The following is a 21,689-nucleotide window of genomic DNA, read 5'->3' as shown; positions in this document are numbered from 1 at the left end:
TCCAATCAATGTTATCGGCTGGCCTGTGGCCCGGCACGGATGCCGGCTGCGCGCTCGCCCGTGGACAACGTCATGAACGCCTTTGTGCGAAAAGCCATCGCCAGTGTGCTGCTGGTTTCTTTTTGGGTGCCCGGCCCGATCCGGGCGGCGGGAATGGTTCCCGAGACGCCTGTCGTTGTGCTCGACGAAGGCGTGGGTGAGGCCGGTATCAATGTGTTCAACAGCGAGTCGCATCCCGCGCTCCTGCACACGTCTGTCGAAGACGTGCCGCAAGATACCGAGTCATTGCTGCTGCTGACACCGCCGGTGGCACGGGTCGAGCCTGGTGCGACGCAGCGTGTGCGTTTCATTCTGCGCAGTGCGGAGCCTTTGAAGACCGAACGCCTCAAGCGCGTGATCTTCGAGGGAATCGCGCCGCAGGACTCGACGGGCAAGGCGCAGGTGAGTCTGAGCCTGCGCCAGAACATTCCGGCGATCCTGCGCCCGGCGAATCTGCCGGTCGACCGCGAGCCCTGGAAGCATCTGGTGTGGTCGCGACAGGGCACTGACATTCAGGTGCGCAATCCCAGCCCGTACGTGGTGCGGCTGGGCCATTCGGTGACACTGCTGCCCGACAACACAGAGATGGATCTGGGCCGCACCTATGTGCTGCCCGGCGAACAACTGACCTTGAGCGGGACGCCTGATCCGAGCGGTTCGCCGCTTCAGGTGCGGCTGTTTCCAGTGACCACCTACGGTTTCGCCATTGCGCACTTCGATGCTCCTTTGGTGACGGATTGATGCATCGAGGTTGTCTGGCCGGCGCGGCGTTGATCATCGTTCTCGGCACCGCTTCCGTCGCCAGAAGCGCCGAGGGGCTGTCCGTGCAGTTCAATCCGGATGTACTGAAATCCCGTGGGCTGGATCCGCGCCTGGCCGAGTACTTCAGTCGGGCGCCACGTTTTCGCGAGGGCGTGCAGGCAGTCTCGCTATCGGTCAACGGCGTTGCGAAGGGGCAGGTGCAGGTCGCGTTCGATGCCGAAGGCGAGTTGTGTTTCACGCCTTCACTTCCGGAGCGGGGCGGATTCCGGGCGGCGGATCACGTCGAGTCGGCGGGTGATTCGGGATGCGAACTGTTCGCCCGGTACTTTCCGGGTGCGGTGGTACAAGCCGATCCGTCGCAGGAACACATCTCGCTGCTGTTGCCCACCGATGCGCTGGTGCCTGATCGCCCGGCCCGTCGCAGCTTCCTAAACGGGGGTACGGCAGGCCTGTTCAACTACGACGCCTTGCTGCTGGGCAGTCGTTTCGCCGGCCAGTCTTCGCAGTTCCGCAATCTGAATGCCGAGCTGGGCCTGAATGCGGCGGACTGGTCGTTTCGCAGTCGGCAGGTGTACAGCGAGTTCGCCGGAGAGAATCGCCTCGAGCATTTGTATGCCTACGCCTCGCACACTTCGGAACGCTATCAGGCCAACCTGCAACTGGGTCAGTTGAACATGGTCTCGCCGCTGTTTTCCGGTGAGGCATTCAACGGTTTTCAGGTGCAACCGGAACTGGCCCTGATGGCGCTGGACGATGACAGCTCCGGTGCGCGGGTTGAAGGCATTGCCTATTCCGCCGCGCGAATCGAAGTCACCCAGAACGGTGCGCTGATCTACACCACGGTGGTGCCCAGTGGGCCGTTCACGCTGGTGGGTTTGCCGCTGCTCAGTCAGAGCGTGGATCTGGAAGTGACGGTGCACGAAGAGGACGGTCAGCAACGGCGTTTCATTGTGCCGGCGACGCAGTTGCGGGGCGGTATGACGGGCCGGGCGGCAGGCTATGGGCTGGCGGTCGGTCAGGTAAGGCGTTATGCCGGTGACGAGCGTGATGCGCCGTCCTTTGTCGCTGCCAGCAAGGACTGGCGGCTGGGCCCGCGCGGGCAGGTCACGGCCGGCGCCATGTTTGGCACCGGCTATGAGTCGCTGGGCTGGGCAATGCAGGGCGGCATCGGTGGTCGGCTGATACTCGGTGGGCGCCAGGTGATTTCCCGGGCACAGGATCAGGCCGTGTCCGGCACGCAATTGCAGTGGACGGCCAGCGGTCGGTTGAGTGAACGGTTGTCGACAAGTGTTGCGCTGACCCAGCAGACCCAGGGTTTCCGCACGCTGTCGGACACCACCTGGGATTCGCGCAATGATCGACCGTTCCAGCGAGTGCGCAATCAGCTGACGGCAAACCTGAGCACCAGCAGTCCGGTGTACGGAGGCTTTTCCGCCAGCTATTCGCGGTTTTCCATGTTTGACGGGACGGCCACGTCCAGAGTCGCCCTGGCCTGGTCGCAGAGTATTCGGCGGGCCAATGTGACATTGACGGTTGAGCGCGATGTTGCCGGAGCCTCCGATGATGCTCGTGGCACAGCGGCCTATCTGAGTGTCAGCCTGCCGTTGGGCGCGCGCCAGACCTTGCGCGGTTACGTGCGTAACGACGACGTGAGCGGCACCCGCAGCGGTCTGCGATTCAATGAACAGCTCAGCGACACCCTGGCCTACAGCATCGGCGCCGAGCGACCGGATGACGGCAGCGCCGGGTTCAACGGACGGGTCAATCTGTTGCCCCGCTATAGCCAGCTGGATATGGGCTATTCGCGCAGTGGTGCGGATAGCCAGAACTATGACATCGGCCTGCGTGGCGGTGCGCTGGTGCACGGTGGTGGCGTAACGCTGTCGCCTTATCCGCTGCGCGAAACCTTCGCCTTGCTCAAGGCCGGCGACAGCGCGGGCGTCAGGTTGAACACCCCGCGAGGCCCGGTCTGGACCGATCATTCCGGACACGCCGTGGCAGCGAGTCTGCCGGCGTACAGCAAAGGACGGGTCGAGCTGGACACGGCCAGCCTGGGACGCAATGTCGATGTGCACAACGCTTTTCAAGAGGTCGAAGCCGGGCGTGGCGCCTTCGCGCATCTGGCGTTCGACATGGTCACCGCGCGGCGCCTGCTGTTGCAGGCGCGCACCGCCGACAACGTTCTTCTGCGCAAGGGCGGAGCCGTTTTCGACGCGCAGGGACAGTACATCACCAACGTACTGGAGGCCGGCACGATCTTCTTGCCCGATGTCCGGCCAGACACGAGATTGCACGTGGTGCTGCCCGATGGCAGTCGCTGCCGGTTGGTCTACAGCCTCGGCGAACAGCCCGACACGCAATCGCTGTATGAAACGGCGCAAGCCACCTGCCACGCGGTTTAAGGAGTCAGTCACCATGCATCGTTTGAATACCGGCACGATCGGTCTGGCATTGCTCAGTGCCGTGTTTATCGCCGATCAGGCACAGGCGCAGTCGGGCTGTGCAGTCAGGCTGGGGCAGCCTTCCATCGATTTTGGAGCGATGACGCGCGGTCAGTTGCTGCAGCAGCCCCTGGACAATGACCAGCTGAGTTTCGGGCGCCGACGGGTGCAGATCACCGTTCAGTGTGAACGGACAGTTGCGCTGCGACTCGACCTGGCGGCGCCGGCCGCGGATACCGTGGACTATCGGTTTGGCGCAGGGGTGTTGAGGGTCCATGTGATGGCTGTCCGGGTGGATGGCAAGGCCGCGCAGTGGCTTGGATTTGAACCGGGTGCCGCATCCGGCGCGGCTGTCTGGCCCACCGGGCAAAGCCTGATTCCCGCGCGGGCGGGCGTTGCACTGGAAGGTCAGCGCATGGACGTCGAAGTGGAACTTGAAGGACGGGTAGGGTCAGCGCAGACCCGGGTTGCCGATCTGACCCGGTTCGGGATCGATCTGCGCTTTCAGGCGTACTGAATCTCGGACCCCGGAAACATGGCGGTTCAAAGCATCCGGCCACGGCAGCGTAGGATCCCGCCACCAAGCTCAAATTACCTATTAAACCAGTCGTGATTTCGCTGTTTGAGCGCTCCCGTTTCCTACAGATTTATCTCTCATAAGCCGCAATCATCAGCCCGCTTACTTACATACCAAGTTTGTAGGGACTGAACTGTCAATCAAATGGAAGATTACGGCTTATGAAAAAGACATACCGTCTTGCAGTACTGGCGGCGGCGCTGCTGCCAACAATGGCAATGGCAGAAAGCGTTGACCTGAATGTCATCGGCACCATTATTCCGACGTCCTGCATTCCGGCCTTCGCCGGTGGCAGCACGGTGGATCTGCGCAAAATTTCGGCGGCGACGTTGAATCCGACCACTCAGACACTGTTGGCCGGTAGCGATGTGTCCCTGCACATCAATTGCGATGCACCGGCTCCGGTGGAAGTGTCGGTGCGCGATAACCGAGCCGGCACCAAGCTGCCGGGCATCAGTGATGGTGCCGGGCAGAGTGATCCGGCGCTGTTCTACGGGTTGGGTGACATCAACGGTACGCCCATTGGGGGTTTCGCCTTGCGTCACGGCATTCCGGAGACTGACGGCAATGCGCAGATATTGCTGACCCGGACGCTGGCGTTCCCGACATGGGGTGTGCCGACCAGTACGCTGGTCAGCAATGCGCCACAGTTGTACTCGTGGGGCGCCAACGCCGCGACCGGTCCGGTTGCCGCCCGTCACCACGGTTTCCCGATGTACCTGCTGCCGATCATCGGCCCAAGCAACGCTCTACCGATTGCCAACGAAATCCCGCTGGACGGCTCCGTGACGTTCGACATGTTCTACCTCTGACGGCAGCGTCCCGGTGCCTCTCACGCACCGAGACTGACTGACGCACGCGAGCGCGGTCCGGCATCTGCCGGATCGCATCCAGGATTTCACGGATTATCCCGATGCTCATTTCTTTCAAGTCTGTTCTCAGGACGGCGCCGCTGTGCCTGTCCGCATGGTTTTCAATGCCGCTGGCCCACGCCGCCGGAATGGTTCCGCAGACGCCGGTGCTGTTGGTCGAGGAGGGCATGGGTGAGGCGGTGATGAACGTGCGCAATACCGACACGCATCCCGCACTGCTGCACACCACTGTTGAGAACATCGAGGACCGCGACGACGTCCTGCTGGTCTTCACCCCGCCCATTGCCCGGGTCGAACCGGGCGGCATTCAGCAAGTGCGATTCATTCTGCAAAACCGGCAACCGTTGAAAACCGAACGCCTCAAGCGGGTGATCTTTGAGGGGATCAGTCCGGCCAGTGATGCTGCCGGAGCCCGAGTTGCTCTCGGTGTACGCCAGAACCTGCCAGTGATTTTGCGCCCTGCCGGGTTGCCGGTCGAACGTGAACCCTGGAAGCGGCTGACCTGGTCAATGGATGCCAACGGTGTACAGGTCGTCAATTCGAGCCCTTACGTGGTGCGGCTGGCGAAAACGATTGTGCCTCTGCCGGGCACCCGCTCGGTGAACCTGCCCAAGACTTACATCCTGCCCGGCGAGCGAATGCACGCCGAGTTGCCCTTGCACACCTCCGCACAGACGATGGCGGTGAGGATCTTCCCGGCCACCACCTACGGCTTTGCGGTCGACCATTACGACGCGCCGGTTACCCGCTGATGAAGGTCTGCGTTCGTTGGAGCGTGTTGCTGCTTGCGGCCAACTGCAGTGCGCTGGCGGCCGAGTCACTGGAGTTCGACGCCCGCGTGTTGAGAGACCGTGGCATCGATCCCGCGTTGGCGGCGTACTTTCGTGAAGCGCCGCGCTTCATCCAAGGCGAGCATTCCGTGGCGCTTGAGGTCAACGGACAGGCCAGAGGCCGCGTGCGGGTATCGTTCAACGAGCGCGGTGAACTGTGCCTGCACCCCCAATGGCTGAACGTTGCGGGAGTACGCCCGCCAACCTCGATGGACAAGTTGCGACCGGAGCAGTGCATGACGCTGGCGGAGGGATTTCCCGAAGCAATCGTGCGACTGGACCCGGGACGCGAACGGATTGACCTGCTGGTACCGACCGACAGTCTGATGCTGGCGGAGCGTACGCCAAACAACTTCGCCCATGGTGGTACGGCCGGCGTTTTCAACTACGACGCGTTGATGGTCGGCAGTCAGCAGGAAGGCCGGCACGACAGGTTTCAAAGCCTCGGTTCGGAGGTTGGCCTGAATGCCGGGGACTGGGTGCTGCGCAGCCGACAGTCCTACACGTCGACCTCCGGCAACTCACGGTTCGAGCACCTGTATGCCTACGGTGCGCGTACGCTGGAGGACGCCGAAGCCAGCCTGCAGGTCGGGCAATTGAATCTCGCGTCGAGCTTGTTTGCCGGCGAATCCTTCAACGGCGTGCAGATCGTGCCGGAAGCGGCATTCACCCAGTTGCGCGCGGCGCAGGACGGCGCGCGCGGGCAGGTGGAAGGTGTCGCGTATTCGCCGGCCCGCATCGAAGTCCGGCAGAACGGCGTGATGATCTACACCACCATGGTGCCGAGTGGGCCGTTCACGCTGCGAGCACTGCCGCTGCTGAGCAACCGGATTGATCTTGAGGTGACTGTCCACGAACAGGATGGGCAGGCGCGGCGCTTGCGCGTGCCGGCGGCCAGCCTCCACGAAGCGCAATGGGCCGGGCCGAGCGGTTTCAACTTTGCGCTGGGCACGGTGCGACAGCTGGGCTCGGACGACCGACAGACGCCTTCTTTCACGGCGTTCAGCAAGGATTGGGATTGGGGGCAGGCCACCCGACTGAGCGCCGGTGTGCTCGCGGCAACCGACTACCTGTCGACAGGCTGGGGCCTGCAACGACAGTGGGCCGGCGGCTACGCAATGGGCCTGCGACAGGTGCTGTCCGATGACCGCTCCAGTGGCGCGGGAGGCAGCCAGACGCAACTGACGCTCAGTGCGCCGCTGTCCGAGAGCCTGTCGACGAGCCTGGTTGCGGTGCGCCAGAGCCGGAATTTTCGCACGCTGTCAGACACCGGCTGGGATCAGGAGCTCCACCGGGCCGAATCCCCCGGTCGCGATCACTTGGTGTTTTCTCTCACCGGCTCAGTGGATCAATGGGGGGCATTCGGGGCGACCTGGTCGCGATATTCGACTAAGGGTGAGCCGTCGCAGTCGCGTCTTGGCCTGTCGTGGTCGCGCACATTGCCTGAGCGCATCAGCCTGTCGTTGAACCTGGAACGTGCCATCGGCGACACGGCATCTGATCGCCTGGGCAACTCCGCTTACCTGACGCTGGGAATGGCGCTCGGTGGCCAGCGAAGGCTGCGCGGCTATTTGCGCCGTGATGATCGATCCGGCCTGCGCCGGGGCGTGGCCGTCAGCGACGTACTGGGTGAAAACCTGGCCTACAACGCCAACGCGGAGTACCGCGATGAGACTGCGGCCAGTTACGGCGTGCGCTTCAATGCGCTGCCGCGCTACACCAGCCTGGACGTCGGCGTCGGCCAGCGATCCGGCGCGACCGATTACGACGTGGGGCTGCGCGGCGGTGTGGCGCTGCATCGCGACGGCGCAACCTTGTCGCCTTATCCCTTGCGCGACACCTTCGGCGTACTCAAGGCCGGTGATCGATCAGGCGTAAAACTGAACACGCCTCAAGGACCGGTCTGGACCGATGGTTCGGGTCACGCAGTCGCGGCGAGCCTGCCGGCCTGGTCGACGGCACGGCTGGAAGTCGACCCGCTCAGCCTGTCGCGCAACGTCGAAGTGCTCGACGGGGTAAAGGAAGTGCAGCCCGCCCGTGGGTCGGTGCAGCATCTGGACTTTTCCCTCGTCACCGTCCGGCGATTGTTGCTCAACGCCATGACCGCCGACCGGCAATGGCTGGCCAAGGGGCTGAGCGTTCACGACGAACAGGGCCGCTACCTGACGACGGTCCAGGACTCCGGAACGATTTTTCTGCCCGACGCAAAAGCCGGTCAGCGCCTGCATGTGCAGCTCCCTGACAACACGCGGTGCGAGTTGCGTTTCCCTCTTTCCGAATTCCCTGACGACAGCGCGCTCATCGAGCGGGTCGATGCCACCTGCGCGCCGGCCGAGCTGTCCTGAACGAGTGCATCTGATGAAATTTCTGCCGGTTTGGATCGTGTTGCTGTGCCTGGTATTTGAACCGGCGTCGGGCGCCGAGACGTGTCAGTCGAGCCTGTCGCCCGCGAGCGTGAACCTGGGTAGCGCAACGCGCGCCGACCTGCTGCAACGCACGGCGCTGGATGGCCGAGGCCCGGGCTTTGGTCTGCGCAGCGTGCACTTGCGGGTGCACTGTCCCGACGTGCGCCTGATGCGCTGGGCTTTCGCCGCGCCCCCGGCTGATCCGCAACGTTTCCGTTGGGCGGCGGGCACGTTGCAACTGCGTATCGTGGCTGTGCGTCTCGACGGTGCGGAGGTGCACTGGCGGCTGGACACCGGCCAACCGGTCGAAGGTGATTTCCTGCGACCGGGTATCCACGTCGTCCCATGGCAGGCGGACGCCGGTGCCCGGGGCAGCCTGCTGGAAGTGGAGATGGAACTGGATGCGCGGGTCGATGACGCGTCAAGCCGCCCCGTCGATCCGGAGCGGTTTGAAGGTCAGGGCGCATTTACGGTGGACTAATCGACCTCCGCCAACAGCTTGATCGCGGCCGCGCCGACCTTGCGCACGGCCTCTTCGATCAGGGCTGTCGGTTTGGCCGCGTAGTTCATGCGCAGGCAGTTGCGGTACTTGCCCGAGGCGGAAAAGATGCTGCCGACAGCAATCTGTACGCCCTGATCGTGCAGCGCACGATTCAGTTTCAGCGTATCGAAACCTTCCGGCAGTTCGACCCAAAGCATGAAGCTGCCTTGCGGGCGGCTGGCGCGGGTGCCGGCCGGGAAATAGCGCGTTACCCAGTCGATCATCACGTCACGATTGCGCTGGTATTGCGTGCGCATCCGCCGCAAATGCGGTTCGAAGTGCCCGGCCTTGAGAAATTCGGCGATGGCGATCTGCGGCTGGGGCGCGGTGGAGCCGGTGCTGATGTATTTCATGTGCAGCACGCGTTCGAGGTAGCGACCGGGCGCGACCCAGCCGATGCGCAGCCCCGGCGCGAGGGTCTTGGAAAACGAACTGCAGAGTAAGACGCGGCCATCTTCGTCGAAGGACTTGATCGTGCGCGGACGCGGGTAGGTGTAGGCCAGTTCGCCATACACATCGTCCTCGATGATCGCCACGTCGAAGCGCTGGGCCAGGTTGAGCAGGGCGCGTTTGCGCGACTCCGGCATGATGTAGCCGAGCGGGTTGTTGCAGTTGGGCGTGAGCTGGATGACCTTGATCGGCCATTGCTCCAGCGCCAGTTCCAGGGCTTCGAGGCTGATGCCGGTGAGCGGGTCGGTGGGGATTTCCAGGGCTTTCATGCCCAGCCCTTTGAGGGTCTGCATGGCGCCGTGAAAGCTTGGCGAATCCACCGCGACGATGTCGCCGGGCTCGCAGATCGCGTGGATGCTGGTGGACAGCGCTTCGTGGCAACCGGTGGTGACCACCAGATCGCTGGCGCTCAACTGGCAGCCGGAATCGAGCATCAACCGGGCGATCTGTTCGCGCAGTTCGAGGGTACCGTGGATGTTGTCGTAATACAGACCAGGCATGTCCTGACGGCGGCTGATACGGGCCAGCCCGCGCAGCAGCGGTTTCATCGTCGGTGACGAGATGTCCGGCATGCCGCGACCGAGTTGCACCACGTCCTTGCGCGGCACGGCGCGAATCAGCTCCAGCACCTGATCCCACTGGGAAATCTCCACCGGCCGCTGCGCGGGACGCCCGACCGCCGGCAGCTCGGGCAACTCGCGACCGACCGGCACGAAGTACCCGGACTTGGGTTTCGGCGTGGCCAGGCCGCTGTCTTCCAGCATCCGATAGGCCTGCTGCACCGTGCTCAGGCTGACCCCGTGTTCTACGCTCAAGGCGCGCACCGACGGCAGGCGATCACCAGGACGGTAGAAGCCTTGTTCGATGCGGGTGCCGAGCAGTTCGGCGAGGTTCACATAGAGCGTCATGGCACTGCCTCGATGCAGATGATTCGTTAAACCAGTACAGATGCGGCGTAAATCGACAATTCAGTCTCAGAGACAGCAAATCTGTATGGAAATAATACAGATGTGTTGAATCTGTAATGCTTTTGCTCGCCCGCGCATCATGGAATCTCTGGCTACCCAAGTAAACAGGAGCAATGAAAATGAACGGTTTGAGCGATGTGCGGCTGACGTTACACAGTCAGGAACTGGAGGCAGGGCAACAGGACAACGCGCGCAACGAGATCATGCGCAACGCACCGTCCGGCCTGAGTCGCTGGGGCCTGTTCTGGCATCGTCTGCACACGCGCAAGGCGTTGCTGCGCCTGACGCCCGAGCAGCTCAAGGACATTGGGCTGACCCGCGAGCAGGCGCTGGAAGAGGGGTTGAAGCCGTTCTGGCGGATCTGAAATCTGTATCGGGATCGTTCCCGCGCTCTGCGTGGGAACGCCGCCCCGGACGCTCCGCGTTCGCTGTGACGCAGAGCGTCACTGGATGCATTCCCACGCAGGAGCGTGGGAACGATCTCAGACCAACTCTTTAAGCCGATGCCACAACATCCCCAACGCCAACAGCGGCGAGCGCAGATGCTTGCCGCCGGGGAAGGTGATGTGTGGCACTTTGGCGAACAGGTCGAAGCCACCACTGTGCTGACCGCTGATGGCCTCGGCCAGCAACTTGCCCGCCAGGTGCGTGGCATTCACGCCGTGACCGGAATAAGCCTGGGCGTAATACACATTCGGCTGATCCGCGAGCCGGCCAATCTGCGGCAGACGGTTGGCACCGATGCCGATCATCCCGCCCCACTGATAATCGATCTTCGCTGACGCGAGCTGCGGGAACACTTCGAGCATCTTCGGCCGCATGTACGCGCCGATGTCCTTTGGATCACGCCCCGAGTAATGGCAGGCGCCGCCGAACAGCAGGCGACGGTCCGCCGAGAGCCGGTAGTAATCGAGCGCCACCCGCTGGTCGCAGACCGCCATGTTCTGCGGCAGCAGGGCGTGGGCCTGTTCTTCGCTCAGGGGTTCGGTGGCGATGATGTAGCTGCCGGCCGGCAGTACCTTGCCGCTGAGTTGCGGGTTCAGATTGTTGAGATAGGCATTGCAGCCCAGCACCAGGGTCTTCGCCCGCACCGAACCTTGCGCCGTGTGCACCCGGACTTCCGGGCCGTAGTCGATACGGGTGACCGCCGATTGCTCGAACAGCTTCACACCCAGTTGCTGCGCCGCTGCGGCTTCGCCGAGTGCGAGGTTCAGCGGGTGCAAATGACCAGATCCCATGTCGATCAAGCCGCCGACGTAGCGGTTAGAGCCGACCACGGTGTGCATTTCGTTCGCTTGCAGCAGACGGGTTTCGTAGCGATAACCGAGGTCGCGCAGTTCTTCAGCGTCTTCGGCAAAACCTTCAAGGTCGGAAGGTTTGTTGGCGAGGTCGCAGTAACCCCAAGTCAGGTCGCAGGGGATCTGAAATTTTTCGACGCGCTGGCGGACGATTTCCACCGCCTCCAGCCCCATGAGTTTCATCTGACGCACGCCGTCGGCGCCGATCACGTTGGCGAACTGATCGAGGCCGTGACCGACCCCGCGAATCAGTTGTCCGCCGTTGCGACCGCTGGCGCCCCAGCCGATCCGGTGCGCCTCCAGCAACACCACGCTCAAACCCCGTTCAGCCAGTTCCAGCGCGGTGTTCAGCCCGGAGAAACCGCCACCGACCACGCACACGTCCGCGATCTGTTCACCTTGCAGCACCGGATGATCGGGCTGCGGCAGGCTGCTGGCGGCGTAATAAGAGGCAACGTGGGGTTGGCTCGCGGTGGCTTGGGCGCGGGCATTCATGGGCGTCATCCTGAGCGGGTGTCGAGAAAATTTGACGGAGCATAAGCCGCAGGCCAGAGGCCGGGCAACATTGTCGGCCCGTGGTGTCTGGATCACGGCTTTTGCGGCACAATTGCCGCCTATTTCGCTCCGGTTACCGCTGCAATGAGCTGCAACAGTCAGAAAATCCGCACCCTGCGTCAGCAGATTCCCACGTTCGAATGCGTGCCGGGCTGCCATGACTGCTGCGGGCCGGTGACCACCTCGCCCGAGGAAATGTCCCGCCTGCCGCGCAAGACCCGCGCCGAGCAGGACGCGGCCATGGAAGAACTCAACTGTGTGCACCTGGGGCCGAATGGCTGCACGGTGTATGACGAGCGGCCGCTGATCTGCCGGTTGTTCGGCACCACCCAGACCTTGCCGTGCCCCAACGGCCGGCGGCCGGTGGAGCTGATTCACCCACGGGTCGAGCAGCAGGTGTTCGAGTACATGGCTGAAAACCGGCAAGTGCTGGTCTGAGCGATCAGTCCGGAATCGGCAGGCTCAGGCTCTCTTTCACTTCTTCCATCACGATGTAGCTCTTGGACTCGCGCACATGCGGCAGCTTGAGCAGGATGTCGCCCAGTAGCTTGCGGTACGAGGCCATCTCGGAAATCCGCGCCTTCACCAGATAGTCGAAATCCCCTGACACCAGATGGCATTCCAGCACGTGGGGCAATTTCAGCACCGCGCGTCGGAACTCTTCGAAAGTATCGCCGGATTTGTAGTCGAGGCTGATCTCGACGAACACCAGCAGACTACCCTTCAAGTGCTGCGGATTCAGGCGGGCGTTGTAGCCCATGATGATCCCCTCGCGCTCCAGGCGCCGCACCCGCTCGGTACATGGCGTGGTGGAGAGCCCGACCTTTTCGCCCAGTTCGGTGAATGAAATCCGCCCGTCCGCCTGCAGGATCCGCAAGATGTTGCGGTCGATCTTGTCCAGCTCACGTTTGGTCTGAGTGTTGGTACGCATAGGGGATGCGCCTCCGTGAAAAGGGTTTTTGCCGAGAATTGTCGCCAAATATAGGCGCTTATACAGTGAAAAGCACTGGCAAATCTTTTTTACACTGCGCGCATCATTGCTCTAACAACAGACGTACGCGGCACGCCGCGATGAGGGATACAAAATGCGCGTTATGGTCTTGGGTAGCGGCGTCATCGGTACCGCCAGTGCTTACTATCTGGCCCGTGCCGGGTTTGAAGTGGTGGTGGTCGACCGGCAGCCCGCCGCGGCCATGGAGACCAGTTTCGCCAACGCCGGCCAGGTCTCGCCGGGCTACGCCTCGCCGTGGGCCGCGCCGGGCGTACCCCTCAAGGCCATCAAGTGGCTGCTGCAACGCCACGCGCCGCTGGCGATCAAGGCCACCGCCGACATCGACCAGTACCTGTGGATGGCGCAGATGCTGCGCAACTGCACCGCCAACCGTTACGCGGTGAACAAGGAGCGCATGGTGCGTCTGTCCGAGTACAGCCGCGATTGCCTCGATGAATTGCGCGCCGAAACCGGTATCGCCTACGAAGGCCGCAGCCTAGGTACTACGCAGTTGTTCCGCACCCAGGCGCAACTGGATAACGCCGCCAAGGACATCGCCGTATTGAAAGAGTCCGGCGTACCGTTCGAAGTCCTCGACCGCGCCGGCATTGCTCGCGTCGAACCGGCTCTGGCCGGTGTCACCGACATCCTTGCCGGTGCCCTGCGCCTGCCGAACGACCAGACCGGCGACTGCCAGATCTTCACCACACGCCTCGCCGAAATGGCCACCAAACTGGGTGTGGAATTCCGCTTCGGCCAGGACATCCAGCGCCTCGACTTCGCCGGTGACCGCATCAACGGCGTGTGGATCGACGGCAAGCTGGAAACCGCTGACCGCTACGTGCTCGCTCTCGGCAGCTACTCGCCGCAACTGCTCAAGCCGCTGGGCATCAAAGCCCCGGTGTATCCGTTGAAGGGTTACTCGCTGACCGTGCCGATCACCAACCCGGCGATGGCCCCGACTTCGACCATCCTTGACGAGACTTACAAGGTCGCGATCACCCGTTTCGACAACCGCATCCGCGTCGGCGGCATGGCGGAGATCGCCGGTTTTGACCTGTCGCTGAACCCGCGTCGGCGCGAAACCCTGGAGATGATCGTCAACGACCTTTATCCTCAGGGCGGCAATCTGGCCGAAGCGAGTTTCTGGACCGGCCTGCGTCCAACCACCCCGGATGGCACGCCGATTGTCGGCGCCACCCCGTTCAAGAACCTGTTCCTGAACACCGGTCACGGCACTCTCGGCTGGACCATGGCGTGCGGCTCCGGTCGCTTGCTGGCTGACCTGATGGCGAAGAAAAAGCCGCAGATCAGCGCCGAAGGCCTCGATATTTCCCGTTATGGCAACACCACCCAGGAGTCCGCAAAGCATGGCAATCCAGCGCCAGCTCACCAATGAGCGCATGAGTCAGATCGTCAGCCACAACGGTACTGTGTACCTGTCCGGGCAGGTCGGCGATGACTTCAACGCCGGTGTCGAACAGCAGACCCGCGACGTACTCGCCAACATCGAGCGCCTGCTCGATCTGGCCGGCACCGACAAACAGCATCTGCTGTCGGCGACGATCTACCTGAACGACATCGAAGCGCACTTTGCCGGCATGAATTCGGTGTGGGATCAGTGGCTGCCCAAGGGCGCCGCCCCGGCCCGTGCCACGGTTGAAGCGAAGATGGCCAAGCCGAGCATCCTGGTTGAAATCTCCATCGTCGCCGCGTTGCCGTAACCCGTTGTAAAGATCCCTCTCCCGGTGCTGTTGGCGGTTCACGCCGCCAGCCAGCGCCGGTTTTTATTCCCATGACCGCCAAGAAGTCTGCTGCCATGCGTCCTGCCCGTGCCCTGATCGACCTTCAAGCCCTGCGTCACAACTACCGTATCGCCCGTGAAGTTACCGGTGCCAAGGCACTGGCAGTGATCAAGGCCGATGCCTACGGCCATGGCGCGGTGCGTTGCGCCCAGGCGCTGGAGGCTGAAGCGGACGGCTTCGCGGTGGCGTGCATCGAAGAAGCCCTGGAGCTGCGTGCCGCCGGGATTCGCGCGCCAGTGCTGCTGCTTGAAGGTTTTTTCGAGGCCGATGAGCTGGCGCTGATCGTCGAGCACGACTTCTGGTGCGTGGTGCATTCGCTGTGGCAGCTCGAAGCGATCGAGCAGGCGACGTTGAGCAAACCGATCACCGTGTGGCTGAAGCTCGATTCGGGCATGCACAGGGTCGGCCTGCATCCGAAGGATTACCCGGCGGCTTATCAGCGTCTGCTGGCCAGCGGCAACGTGGCGAAAGTCGTGCTGATGAGCCACTTCGCCCGCGCCGATGAGCTGCACGAGCAGAGCAGCGCCGATCAGGTCGCAGTGTTCGAAGCCGCGCGTCAGGGCCTGGCGGCCGAAGTCAGCCTGCGCAACTCGCCGGCGGTGCTGGGCTGGCCGCAGATTCACAGCGACTGGGTTCGCCCGGGCATCATGCTCTACGGCGCCACCCCGTTCGAAGAAGCCAACGCCGTGGCCGAGCGCCTGCAACCGGTGATGACGCTGGAATCGAAAGTCATCAGCGTGCGTGAGCTGCCGGCCGGCGAACCGGTGGGCTACGGTGCGAAATTCATCACCGACAAGCCGATGCGCATCGGCGTGGTCGCCATGGGTTATGCCGACGGTTATCCGCGCCAGGCGCCGACCGGCACCCCGGTGCTGGTGGCCGGTCAGCGCAGCCGCATTCTTGGCCGGGTGTCGATGGACATGCTGTGCATCGACCTGACCGACGTGCCGCAAGCCGGCCTCGGTTCGACTGTCGAGTTGTGGGGCAAGAACATCCTCGCCAGCGACGTGGCGAAGTGGGCGGACACCATTCCGTACCAGATCTTCTGCAACCTGCGTCGAGTGCCAAGGCTCTATTCCGAGGGTTGAAGCGCAAGCGGGGCCCAAGTGTTGTAAATACTGAACGCTGTCGCCATGATAACGCTCAATATTTCTACAGCATCAGGAGGCTCCAGCCTTGGACGTCGGTGAACGACTGCAATCGATCCGCAAGCTCAAAGGGCTTTCCCAGCGTGAACTCGCCAAGCGCGCGGGCGTCACCAACAGCACCATTTCGATGATCGAAAAGAACAGCGTCAGCCCTTCGATCAGTTCGCTGAGGAAAGTTCTGGGCGGGATTCCCATGTCCATGGTCGAGTTCTTTTCCGAAGAGATCCTGCAGGAAAAACCGACCCAGATCGTCTACAAGGCCAACGAGCTGATCGACATTTCCGACGGCGCCGTGACCATGAAACTGGTCGGCCGCGCGCACCCGAGCCGGGCCATCGCGTTCCTCAATGAAATCTACCCGCCGGGCGCCGATACCGGCGAAGAAATGCTCACCCACGAAGGCGAGGAAACCGGGATTCTGGTGGAAGGGCGCCTGGAGCTGGTGGTGGGTCTTGAAACTTTTATCCTCGAAGCCGGCGACAGCTACTACTTTGAAAGTACCAAGCCGCATCGTTTCCGTAATCCGTTCGATGCACCGGCGCGACTAATCAGCGCAGCCACGCCGGCGAATTTTTAAACAAAGAGGCGCCAGGCCATACCGGCGAAGGCACCCGAAACGTTTTTCCACAGCGCGATATAACCCCTTCGACTTTGGGGTTGTTTCAGTGAAGCGGGCTAACCGCTATACTTGCGCCCGCCTGCGAACCGTGGCCGCAGGCGTGAATAGCCACCATTGAGGGTGAACGCGTGAACCTAATTATGAAAATGCTGGCTGCACCAGCAACGGTACTGGCCCTCTGGGCTGTCAGCGCTCAAGCTGCGACGAATGACGACATTGCCAAACGCCTCGAGCCGGTCGGCCAGGTGTGTGTCCAGGGCAAGGAATGCAAGGGGATGGAAGTCGCTGCTTCGGCAGGCGGCGGTGGAGGCGCCAAGACGCCGGACGAAGTGATTGCCAAACATTGCAACGCTTGCCACGGCTCCGGCCTGTTGGGCGCACCGAAAATCGGTGACGCCGCCGCCTGGAAAGAGCGCGCCGATCACCAGGGCGGCCTCGACGGCATCCTGGCCAAGGCCATCACCGGCATCAACGCCATGCCGCCGAAAGGCACCTGCGCCGACTGCTCCGATGAAGAGCTGAAGGGCGCCATCCAGAAGATGTCCGGCCTGAAATAAGCCGCGCTTCTGACGAAAAAAACCGTCTTCGGACGGTTTTTTTGTGCCTGCGATTCAGGCCTGAGGCTGTTCATTGCAGCAAACAACCGGCAATCTCGGTCGTACCTCTATTCACGGAACGGGCAGGAGGCTTCAGATGGTGCAGTTGTGTTCGATCGAACAGGCAGTGGACGACGTGCTGGCGCGGTTGCCGGCGCATATCCACATGGGCCTGCCGCTGGGGCTGGGCAAACCCAATCCCTTCGTCAACGCGCTGTACCGGCGGGTCGCCGGATTGCCCGAACGTCAGCTAACGATCTACGCCGCCCTGTGCCTCGGCCGGCCAGCGTTGGGCGACGGTTTGCAGAAGCGCTTCATCGAACCCTTCGTCGAGCGGGTGTTCGGTGATTACCCGGAACTGGAATTTCTCGCCGACCTGCACCGCGACAGCCTGCCGTCCAACATCCGAATCGAGCAATTCTTCATGCAGCCCGGCAGCCTGCTCAACAGCGCGCCGGCCCAGCAGGATTACGTCAGCAGCAACTACAGCCACGCCGCCCGCGACATCAACGCCGCCGGCCTGAACCTGGTGGCGCAGTTGCTTGCCAGCAGCAGCGAACATCCGGATCGCCTGAGCCTCAGTTGCAACCCGGACATCACCCTCGACCTGTTCCCGATGATCGCCAAACGCCGGGCAGCGGGGGAGACCATTCTGCTGGTCGGCCAGGTGCACACCGAGTTGCCGTACATGCCGGGCGATGCCGAAGTCGACATCGATACTTTCGACCTGCTGATCGACGAGAAGGACAGCAGCACGCTGTTTTCCACACCGAACATGCCCGTCGGGTTTCAGGATCACTTCATCGGGTTGCACGCCAGTACGTTGGTACGCGATGGCGGCACCTTGCAGATTGGCATCGGTTCGATGGGCGACGCGCTGACCGCTGCGTTGCTGGCGCGTCAGGCCGACAACGCCGGTTACCAGGCCTTGCTGGCCGATGTGAACCTCAGCCAGTGGGCGCAGTTGATCGAACGCGAGGGCGGCATCGAGCCGTTCGCCAAAGGCCTTTACGGTTGCAGCGAAATGTTCGTCAACGGTCTGCTGGTGCTGGCCGAGGCCGGGATCATCCGGCGCAAGGTTTACCCGGATGTACAGACTCAGGAGCAGGCCAACGCCGGAATCCTCGACGAGGCGGCGCAAACCGACGGCATTTCAGTGCATGGCGGCTTCTTCCTCGGGCCGCGCAGTTTCTACGAACGCTTGCGCGAGTTACCGCTGAGCAAACGCCTCGAATTCAACATGACCCGCATCAGCTACATCAACGAGCTGTACGGCCAGGAAGAGCTCAAGCGCCTGCAGCGTCTGGATGCGCGGTTCATCAACACCGTGTTCACCATGACCCTGCTGGGCGCCGGGGTGGCGGATCAACTGGAAGACGGGCGGGTACTCAGCGGCGTCGGCGGGCAATACAACTTCGTCGCCCAAGGCCATGCGCTGCACGATGCGCGCTCGATCCTGCTGCTGCGCAGCTGGCGCGAATCCGGCGGCGATGTCAGCTCGAACATCGTCTGGGAGTATGGCCATTGCACGATTCCACGGCACCTGCGCGACATCGTGGTCACCGAATACGGCATCGCCGATCTGCGCGGCAAGTCGGATGCGGTGGTGATCGAGGCGTTGCTCAATATCAGCGATTCACGCTTCCAGCAGGGCTTGATCGAGCAGGCGCAGAAGGTCGGCAAGCTGCCGAAGGATTTCCGTCTCGATCCGCGCTTTACCGACAACACCCCGCAACGCTTGCAGGCGATTGCCGCGCGGCATCCGAATCTGTTTCCGGAATATCCGCTGGGTTGTGATTTCACTGAGGTCGAGAAGGATCTGTTGCGGGCGCTGAACTGGCTGAAGAGCAAATTCAAGCTGACGGAGATTCTGGAACTGGGCAAGGCAGCGCTGGACGCGCCTGAGGCTTCGCTGTATCCGGAGCATCTGGCGCGCATGCAGCTCACCGATCCGGAAGGTCTGAAGGAAGACCTGTTTCAGCGGTTGTTGCTTACTGGCCTGAAGGCGACCGCGCAGTAACAGCCACACAAAACACTGTGGGAGCGAGCTTGCTCGCGATGGCGGCCTGACAGCCAACACGATGTTGAATGTAATGGCCTCATCGCGAGCAAGCTCGCTCCCACAAGTATTGCGGCGCAGTTGAGTCAGTGATCAGTCGATGAACGTCACGACGCCGCCCGCCAGCGACTTCACGCGAGCCAGCGACTCGACGCGGTAACCCTGCGAATCCAGCTCCGCACGGCCGCCTTGGAACGACTTCTCGATCACGATGCCCAGGCCCGCGACGGTGGCGCCGGCCTGTTTGATGATCGAGATCAGCGCCTGGGACGCCTTACCGTTGGCCAGGAAGTCGTCGATGATCAGCACGCGGTCGCTGCTGGTCAGGTGACGCGGGGAGATGGCCACGGTGCTTTCGGTCTTCTTGGTGAACGAGTAAACGGTCGCCGACAGCAGGTTTTCAGTCAGGGTCAGGGACTGTTGCTTGCGGGCGAAGATCACCGGCACGCCGAGGTTCAGACCGGTCATGATCGCCGGGGCGATGCCCGAGGCTTCGATGGTGACGATCTTGGTGATGCCCGAATCCTTGAACAGCGTGGCGAATTCGTCGCCGATCAGCTTCATCAGGGCCGGGTCGATCTGGTGGTTCAGGAAGGCGTCGACCTTCAGGACCTGGTCGGAAAGCACGATGCCTTGTTCGCGGATTTTCTGGTGCAATGCTTCCATGAAGCTGTCCTCATTTGACGCTTTGTGCGTCGAAGGTCTAGTAAAAAGTGGTCAATTCTAGCGCTTTAACATCGCGCGTATATCAGCCAATGCGCTGTTGCCCCGCACGGCTTTGACTTCGGTCGGTGTGTCGTCGTTGCCTTCCCAGGCCAGGTCGTCCGGCGGCAGTTCATCGAGGAAGCGGCTTGGCGCGCAGTCGATGATCTCGCCGTACTGTTTGCGCTTGGCGGCGAAGGTAAACGCGAGGGTCTGGCGCGCGCGGGTGATGCCCACGTAGGCCAGGCGGCGTTCTTCTTCGATGGTGTCGGCTTCGATGCTGGAGCGGTGCGGGAGGATTTCCTCTTCCATGCCCATGATGAACACGTAAGGGAATTCCAGGCCCTTGGACGCATGCAGCGTCATCATCTGCACGCCTTCGGCGCCGTCTTCCTCTTCCTGCTGACGTTCGAGCATGTCACGCAGGACGAGTTTGCCGATGGCGTCCTCGACGGTCATTTCGCCGTCTTCGTCTTTTTCCAGGGTGTTCTTCAAGGCTTCGATCAGGAACCAGACGTTGCTCATCCGGTAGTCCGCGGCCTTGTCGCTGGAACTGTTGGTGCGCAGCCAGTTCTCGTAGTCGATGTCCATGACCATGCTGCGCAGGGCGGAGATCGGGTCTTCGCCGGCGCACTGCTCGCGCACCTTGTCCATGAAGCGCTTGAAGCGCGACAGGCGATCGGTGAAGCGGCTGTCCAGATGCTCGCCCAGGCCGAGTTCGTCGGTGGCGGCGTACATCGAGATCTTGCGTTCGGTGGCGTAGTTGCCGAGCTTTTCCAAAGTCGTGGAGCCGATTTCCCGGCGCGGCACGTTGATCACCCGCAGGAAGGCGTTGTCGTCGTCCGGGTTCACGATCAGGCGGAAGTAGGCCATCAGGTCTTTCACTTCCTGACGCCCGAAGAAGCTGTTGCCGCCGCTCAAACGGTACGGCACCTGATGGTGCTGCAGTTTCAGCTCGATCAGCTTGGCCTGGTAGTTGCCGCGATAGAGGATCGCGAAATCGCTGTACGGGCGGTCGGTGCGCAAGTGCAGGCTGAGGATTTCCATGGCCACGCGCTCGGCTTCGGCGTCCTCGTTGCGGCAGCGGATCACGCGGATCTCGTCGCCGTGGCCCATTTCACTCCACAGCTGCTTCTCGAATTCGTGCGGGTTGTTCGAGATCAGCACGTTGGCGCAGCGCAGGATGCGGCTGGTGGAGCGGTAGTTCTGCTCCAGCATCACCACTTTCAGGGACGGGTAGTCGTCCTTGAGCAGCATCAGGTTTTCCGGCCGCGCGCCGCGCCAGGCGTAGATCGACTGGTCGTCGTCGCCCACCACGGTGAACTGGTTACGCTTGCCGATGAGCATTTTCACCAGCAAATACTGGCTGGCGTTGGTGTCCTGGTATTCGTCGACCAGCAGGTAACGCACCTTGTTCTGCCACTTTTCGAGGATGTCGGCGTGCTCTTCGAAGAGTTTCACCGGCAGCAGGATCAAGTCGTCGAAGTCCACCGCGTTGAACGCCTTGAGCGTGCGCTGATAGTGGGTGTAGACGATGGCGGCGGTCTGTTCCTTGGGGTTGCGGGCGTTTTCCAGGGCCTGGGCCGGCAGGATCAGGTCGTTTTTCCAGGCGCCGATCATGTTCTTGATCTCGTCGACGCCGTCGTCGCCTGCATATTCCTTCTGCATGATGTCAGTCATCAGCGACTTGACGTCGGTTTCATCGAAGATCGAGAAACCGGGTTTGTAGCCCAGCCGTTCATGTTCCTTGCGGATGATGTTCAGGCCCAGGTTGTGGAAGGTGCAGACCGTCAGGCCGCGACCTTCGCCGGCACGCAGCAGGGTGCCGACCCGTTCCTTCATCTCGCGCGCGGCCTTGTTGGTGAAGGTCATGGCGACGATGTACTGGGCACGGATGCCGCAGTTCTGGATCAGGTGCGCGATCTTGCGCGTGATCACACTGGTCTTGCCGGAGCCAGCACCGGCGAGCACCAATAGAGGGCCGCCGACGTAGTTCACGGCTTCTTGCTGCCGGGGATTGAGTCGGGACAT

The 21,689-nt window shown here is 62.3% G+C and carries 20 protein-coding genes; 15 read left to right on the top strand and 5 right to left on the bottom strand.

Going from position 1 to position 21,689, the window contains the following annotated elements:
• Window positions 1-72: 72 nt before the first annotated feature.
• From AC0R79_RS00100 to AC0R79_RS00070, 7 genes are all read left to right on the top strand, one after another.
• A complete protein-coding gene (locus AC0R79_RS00100) occupies window positions 73-780 on the top strand; it encodes a fimbria/pilus chaperone family protein (protein ID WP_474732676.1) in 708 nt (235 codons plus the stop codon).
• Window positions 780-3,203, top strand: a complete 2,424-nt coding sequence (locus AC0R79_RS00095) for a fimbria/pilus outer membrane usher protein (RefSeq protein WP_474732674.1) — start codon at window positions 780-782, stop codon at window positions 3,201-3,203. Before AC0R79_RS00100 ends, AC0R79_RS00095 begins: the two co-directional genes overlap by 1 nt.
• 13 nt (window positions 3,204-3,216) lie before the next feature.
• Entirely contained in the window at window positions 3,217-3,759 is a 543-nt protein-coding gene (locus AC0R79_RS00090) for a hypothetical protein (RefSeq protein WP_127800629.1), read from the top strand.
• Between the two features lie 221 nt (window positions 3,760-3,980).
• Complete coding sequence (locus AC0R79_RS00085) at window positions 3,981-4,631, top strand: DUF1120 domain-containing protein (protein WP_127800627.1); 651 nt, start codon at window positions 3,981-3,983, stop codon at window positions 4,629-4,631.
• A gap of 101 nt (window positions 4,632-4,732) precedes the next feature.
• The gene (locus tag AC0R79_RS00080) at window positions 4,733-5,443 is read left to right on the top strand and encodes a fimbria/pilus chaperone family protein (protein ID WP_127800625.1); all 711 of its coding nucleotides are present in this window, start codon (window positions 4,733-4,735) and stop codon (window positions 5,441-5,443) included.
• Complete coding sequence (locus AC0R79_RS00075; protein ID WP_474732671.1) at window positions 5,443-7,866, top strand: fimbria/pilus outer membrane usher protein; 2,424 nt, start codon at window positions 5,443-5,445, stop codon at window positions 7,864-7,866. The genes AC0R79_RS00080 and AC0R79_RS00075 overlap by 1 nt, the downstream gene beginning before the upstream one ends.
• 13 nt (window positions 7,867-7,879) lie before the next feature.
• On the top strand, window positions 7,880-8,407 hold the full coding sequence (locus AC0R79_RS00070) for a DUF1120 domain-containing protein (protein WP_474732669.1): 528 nt from the start codon (window positions 7,880-7,882) through the stop codon (window positions 8,405-8,407).
• On the opposite strand, the gene AC0R79_RS00065 is transcribed toward AC0R79_RS00070, so the two are convergent.
• The gene (locus AC0R79_RS00065) at window positions 8,404-9,825 is read right to left on the bottom strand and encodes an aminotransferase-like domain-containing protein (protein ID WP_007954479.1); all 1,422 of its coding nucleotides are present in this window, start codon (window positions 9,823-9,825) and stop codon (window positions 8,404-8,406) included. The two genes, AC0R79_RS00070 and AC0R79_RS00065, sit on opposite strands and share 4 nt — an antisense overlap.
• Before the next feature lie 179 nt (window positions 9,826-10,004).
• On the opposite strand from AC0R79_RS00065, the gene AC0R79_RS00060 reads away from it, so the two are divergent.
• Window positions 10,005-10,250, top strand: coding sequence for a DUF1127 domain-containing protein (locus AC0R79_RS00060; RefSeq protein ID WP_007954481.1), 246 nt, complete (start codon window positions 10,005-10,007; stop codon window positions 10,248-10,250).
• Window positions 10,251-10,367: 117 nt separating this feature from the next.
• On the opposite strand, the gene AC0R79_RS00055 is transcribed toward AC0R79_RS00060, so the two are convergent.
• Window positions 10,368-11,678 (bottom strand): NAD(P)/FAD-dependent oxidoreductase, encoded by a 1,311-nt coding sequence (locus tag AC0R79_RS00055; protein ID WP_474732667.1) that lies wholly within the window; start codon window positions 11,676-11,678, stop codon window positions 10,368-10,370.
• Window positions 11,679-11,822: 144 nt separating this feature from the next.
• Between AC0R79_RS00055 and AC0R79_RS00050 the strand changes: the two genes are divergently transcribed.
• Entirely contained in the window at window positions 11,823-12,176 is a 354-nt protein-coding gene (locus AC0R79_RS00050) for a YkgJ family cysteine cluster protein (protein WP_085606094.1), read from the top strand.
• 4 nt (window positions 12,177-12,180) lie between these two features.
• Here AC0R79_RS00050 and AC0R79_RS00045 read toward each other — a convergent pair whose 3' ends face one another.
• Window positions 12,181-12,669 (bottom strand): Lrp/AsnC ligand binding domain-containing protein, encoded by a 489-nt coding sequence (locus AC0R79_RS00045; protein WP_003177284.1) that lies wholly within the window; start codon window positions 12,667-12,669, stop codon window positions 12,181-12,183.
• A 154-nt stretch (window positions 12,670-12,823) separates the two neighbouring features.
• Here AC0R79_RS00045 and dadA point away from each other — a divergent pair, with 154 nt between their 5' ends.
• The 6 genes from dadA to AC0R79_RS00015 all read left to right on the top strand — a co-directional run bounded on the left by dadA (window position 12,824) and on the right by AC0R79_RS00015 (window position 18,917).
• A complete protein-coding gene (gene dadA / locus AC0R79_RS00040; protein WP_007954487.1) occupies window positions 12,824-14,128 on the top strand; it encodes a D-amino acid dehydrogenase in 1,305 nt (434 codons plus the stop codon).
• A complete protein-coding gene (locus tag AC0R79_RS00035) occupies window positions 14,100-14,453 on the top strand; it encodes a RidA family protein (protein WP_039765240.1) in 354 nt (117 codons plus the stop codon). Before dadA ends, AC0R79_RS00035 begins: the two co-directional genes overlap by 29 nt.
• A gap of 95 nt (window positions 14,454-14,548) precedes the next feature.
• The gene (alr, locus tag AC0R79_RS00030; RefSeq protein WP_201818877.1) at window positions 14,549-15,622 is read left to right on the top strand and encodes an alanine racemase; all 1,074 of its coding nucleotides are present in this window, start codon (window positions 14,549-14,551) and stop codon (window positions 15,620-15,622) included.
• A gap of 88 nt (window positions 15,623-15,710) precedes the next feature.
• Window positions 15,711-16,259, top strand: coding sequence for a cupin domain-containing protein (locus AC0R79_RS00025; protein ID WP_003229444.1), 549 nt, complete (start codon window positions 15,711-15,713; stop codon window positions 16,257-16,259).
• Window positions 16,260-16,441: 182 nt separating this feature from the next.
• Window positions 16,442-16,858, top strand: a complete 417-nt coding sequence (locus tag AC0R79_RS00020; protein WP_474735200.1) for a c-type cytochrome — start codon at window positions 16,442-16,444, stop codon at window positions 16,856-16,858.
• A gap of 136 nt (window positions 16,859-16,994) precedes the next feature.
• Window positions 16,995-18,917 (top strand): acetyl-CoA hydrolase/transferase C-terminal domain-containing protein, encoded by a 1,923-nt coding sequence (locus tag AC0R79_RS00015; protein ID WP_474732663.1) that lies wholly within the window; start codon window positions 16,995-16,997, stop codon window positions 18,915-18,917.
• A 132-nt stretch (window positions 18,918-19,049) separates the two neighbouring features.
• On the opposite strand, the gene AC0R79_RS00010 is transcribed toward AC0R79_RS00015, so the two are convergent.
• Both AC0R79_RS00010 and rep read right to left on the bottom strand, forming a co-directional pair.
• Complete coding sequence (locus AC0R79_RS00010; RefSeq protein WP_075946495.1) at window positions 19,050-19,622, bottom strand: xanthine phosphoribosyltransferase; 573 nt, start codon at window positions 19,620-19,622, stop codon at window positions 19,050-19,052.
• A gap of 57 nt (window positions 19,623-19,679) precedes the next feature.
• On the bottom strand, window positions 19,680-21,689 hold the full coding sequence (rep, locus tag AC0R79_RS00005; RefSeq protein ID WP_007954499.1) for a DNA helicase Rep: 2,010 nt from the start codon (window positions 21,687-21,689) through the stop codon (window positions 19,680-19,682).

It is taken from the genome of Pseudomonas sp. HD57-3 (assembly GCF_056113135.1).
Note: the sequence above shows the minus strand (reverse complement) of the source record. Positions and strands in the feature narration are given on the sequence as shown.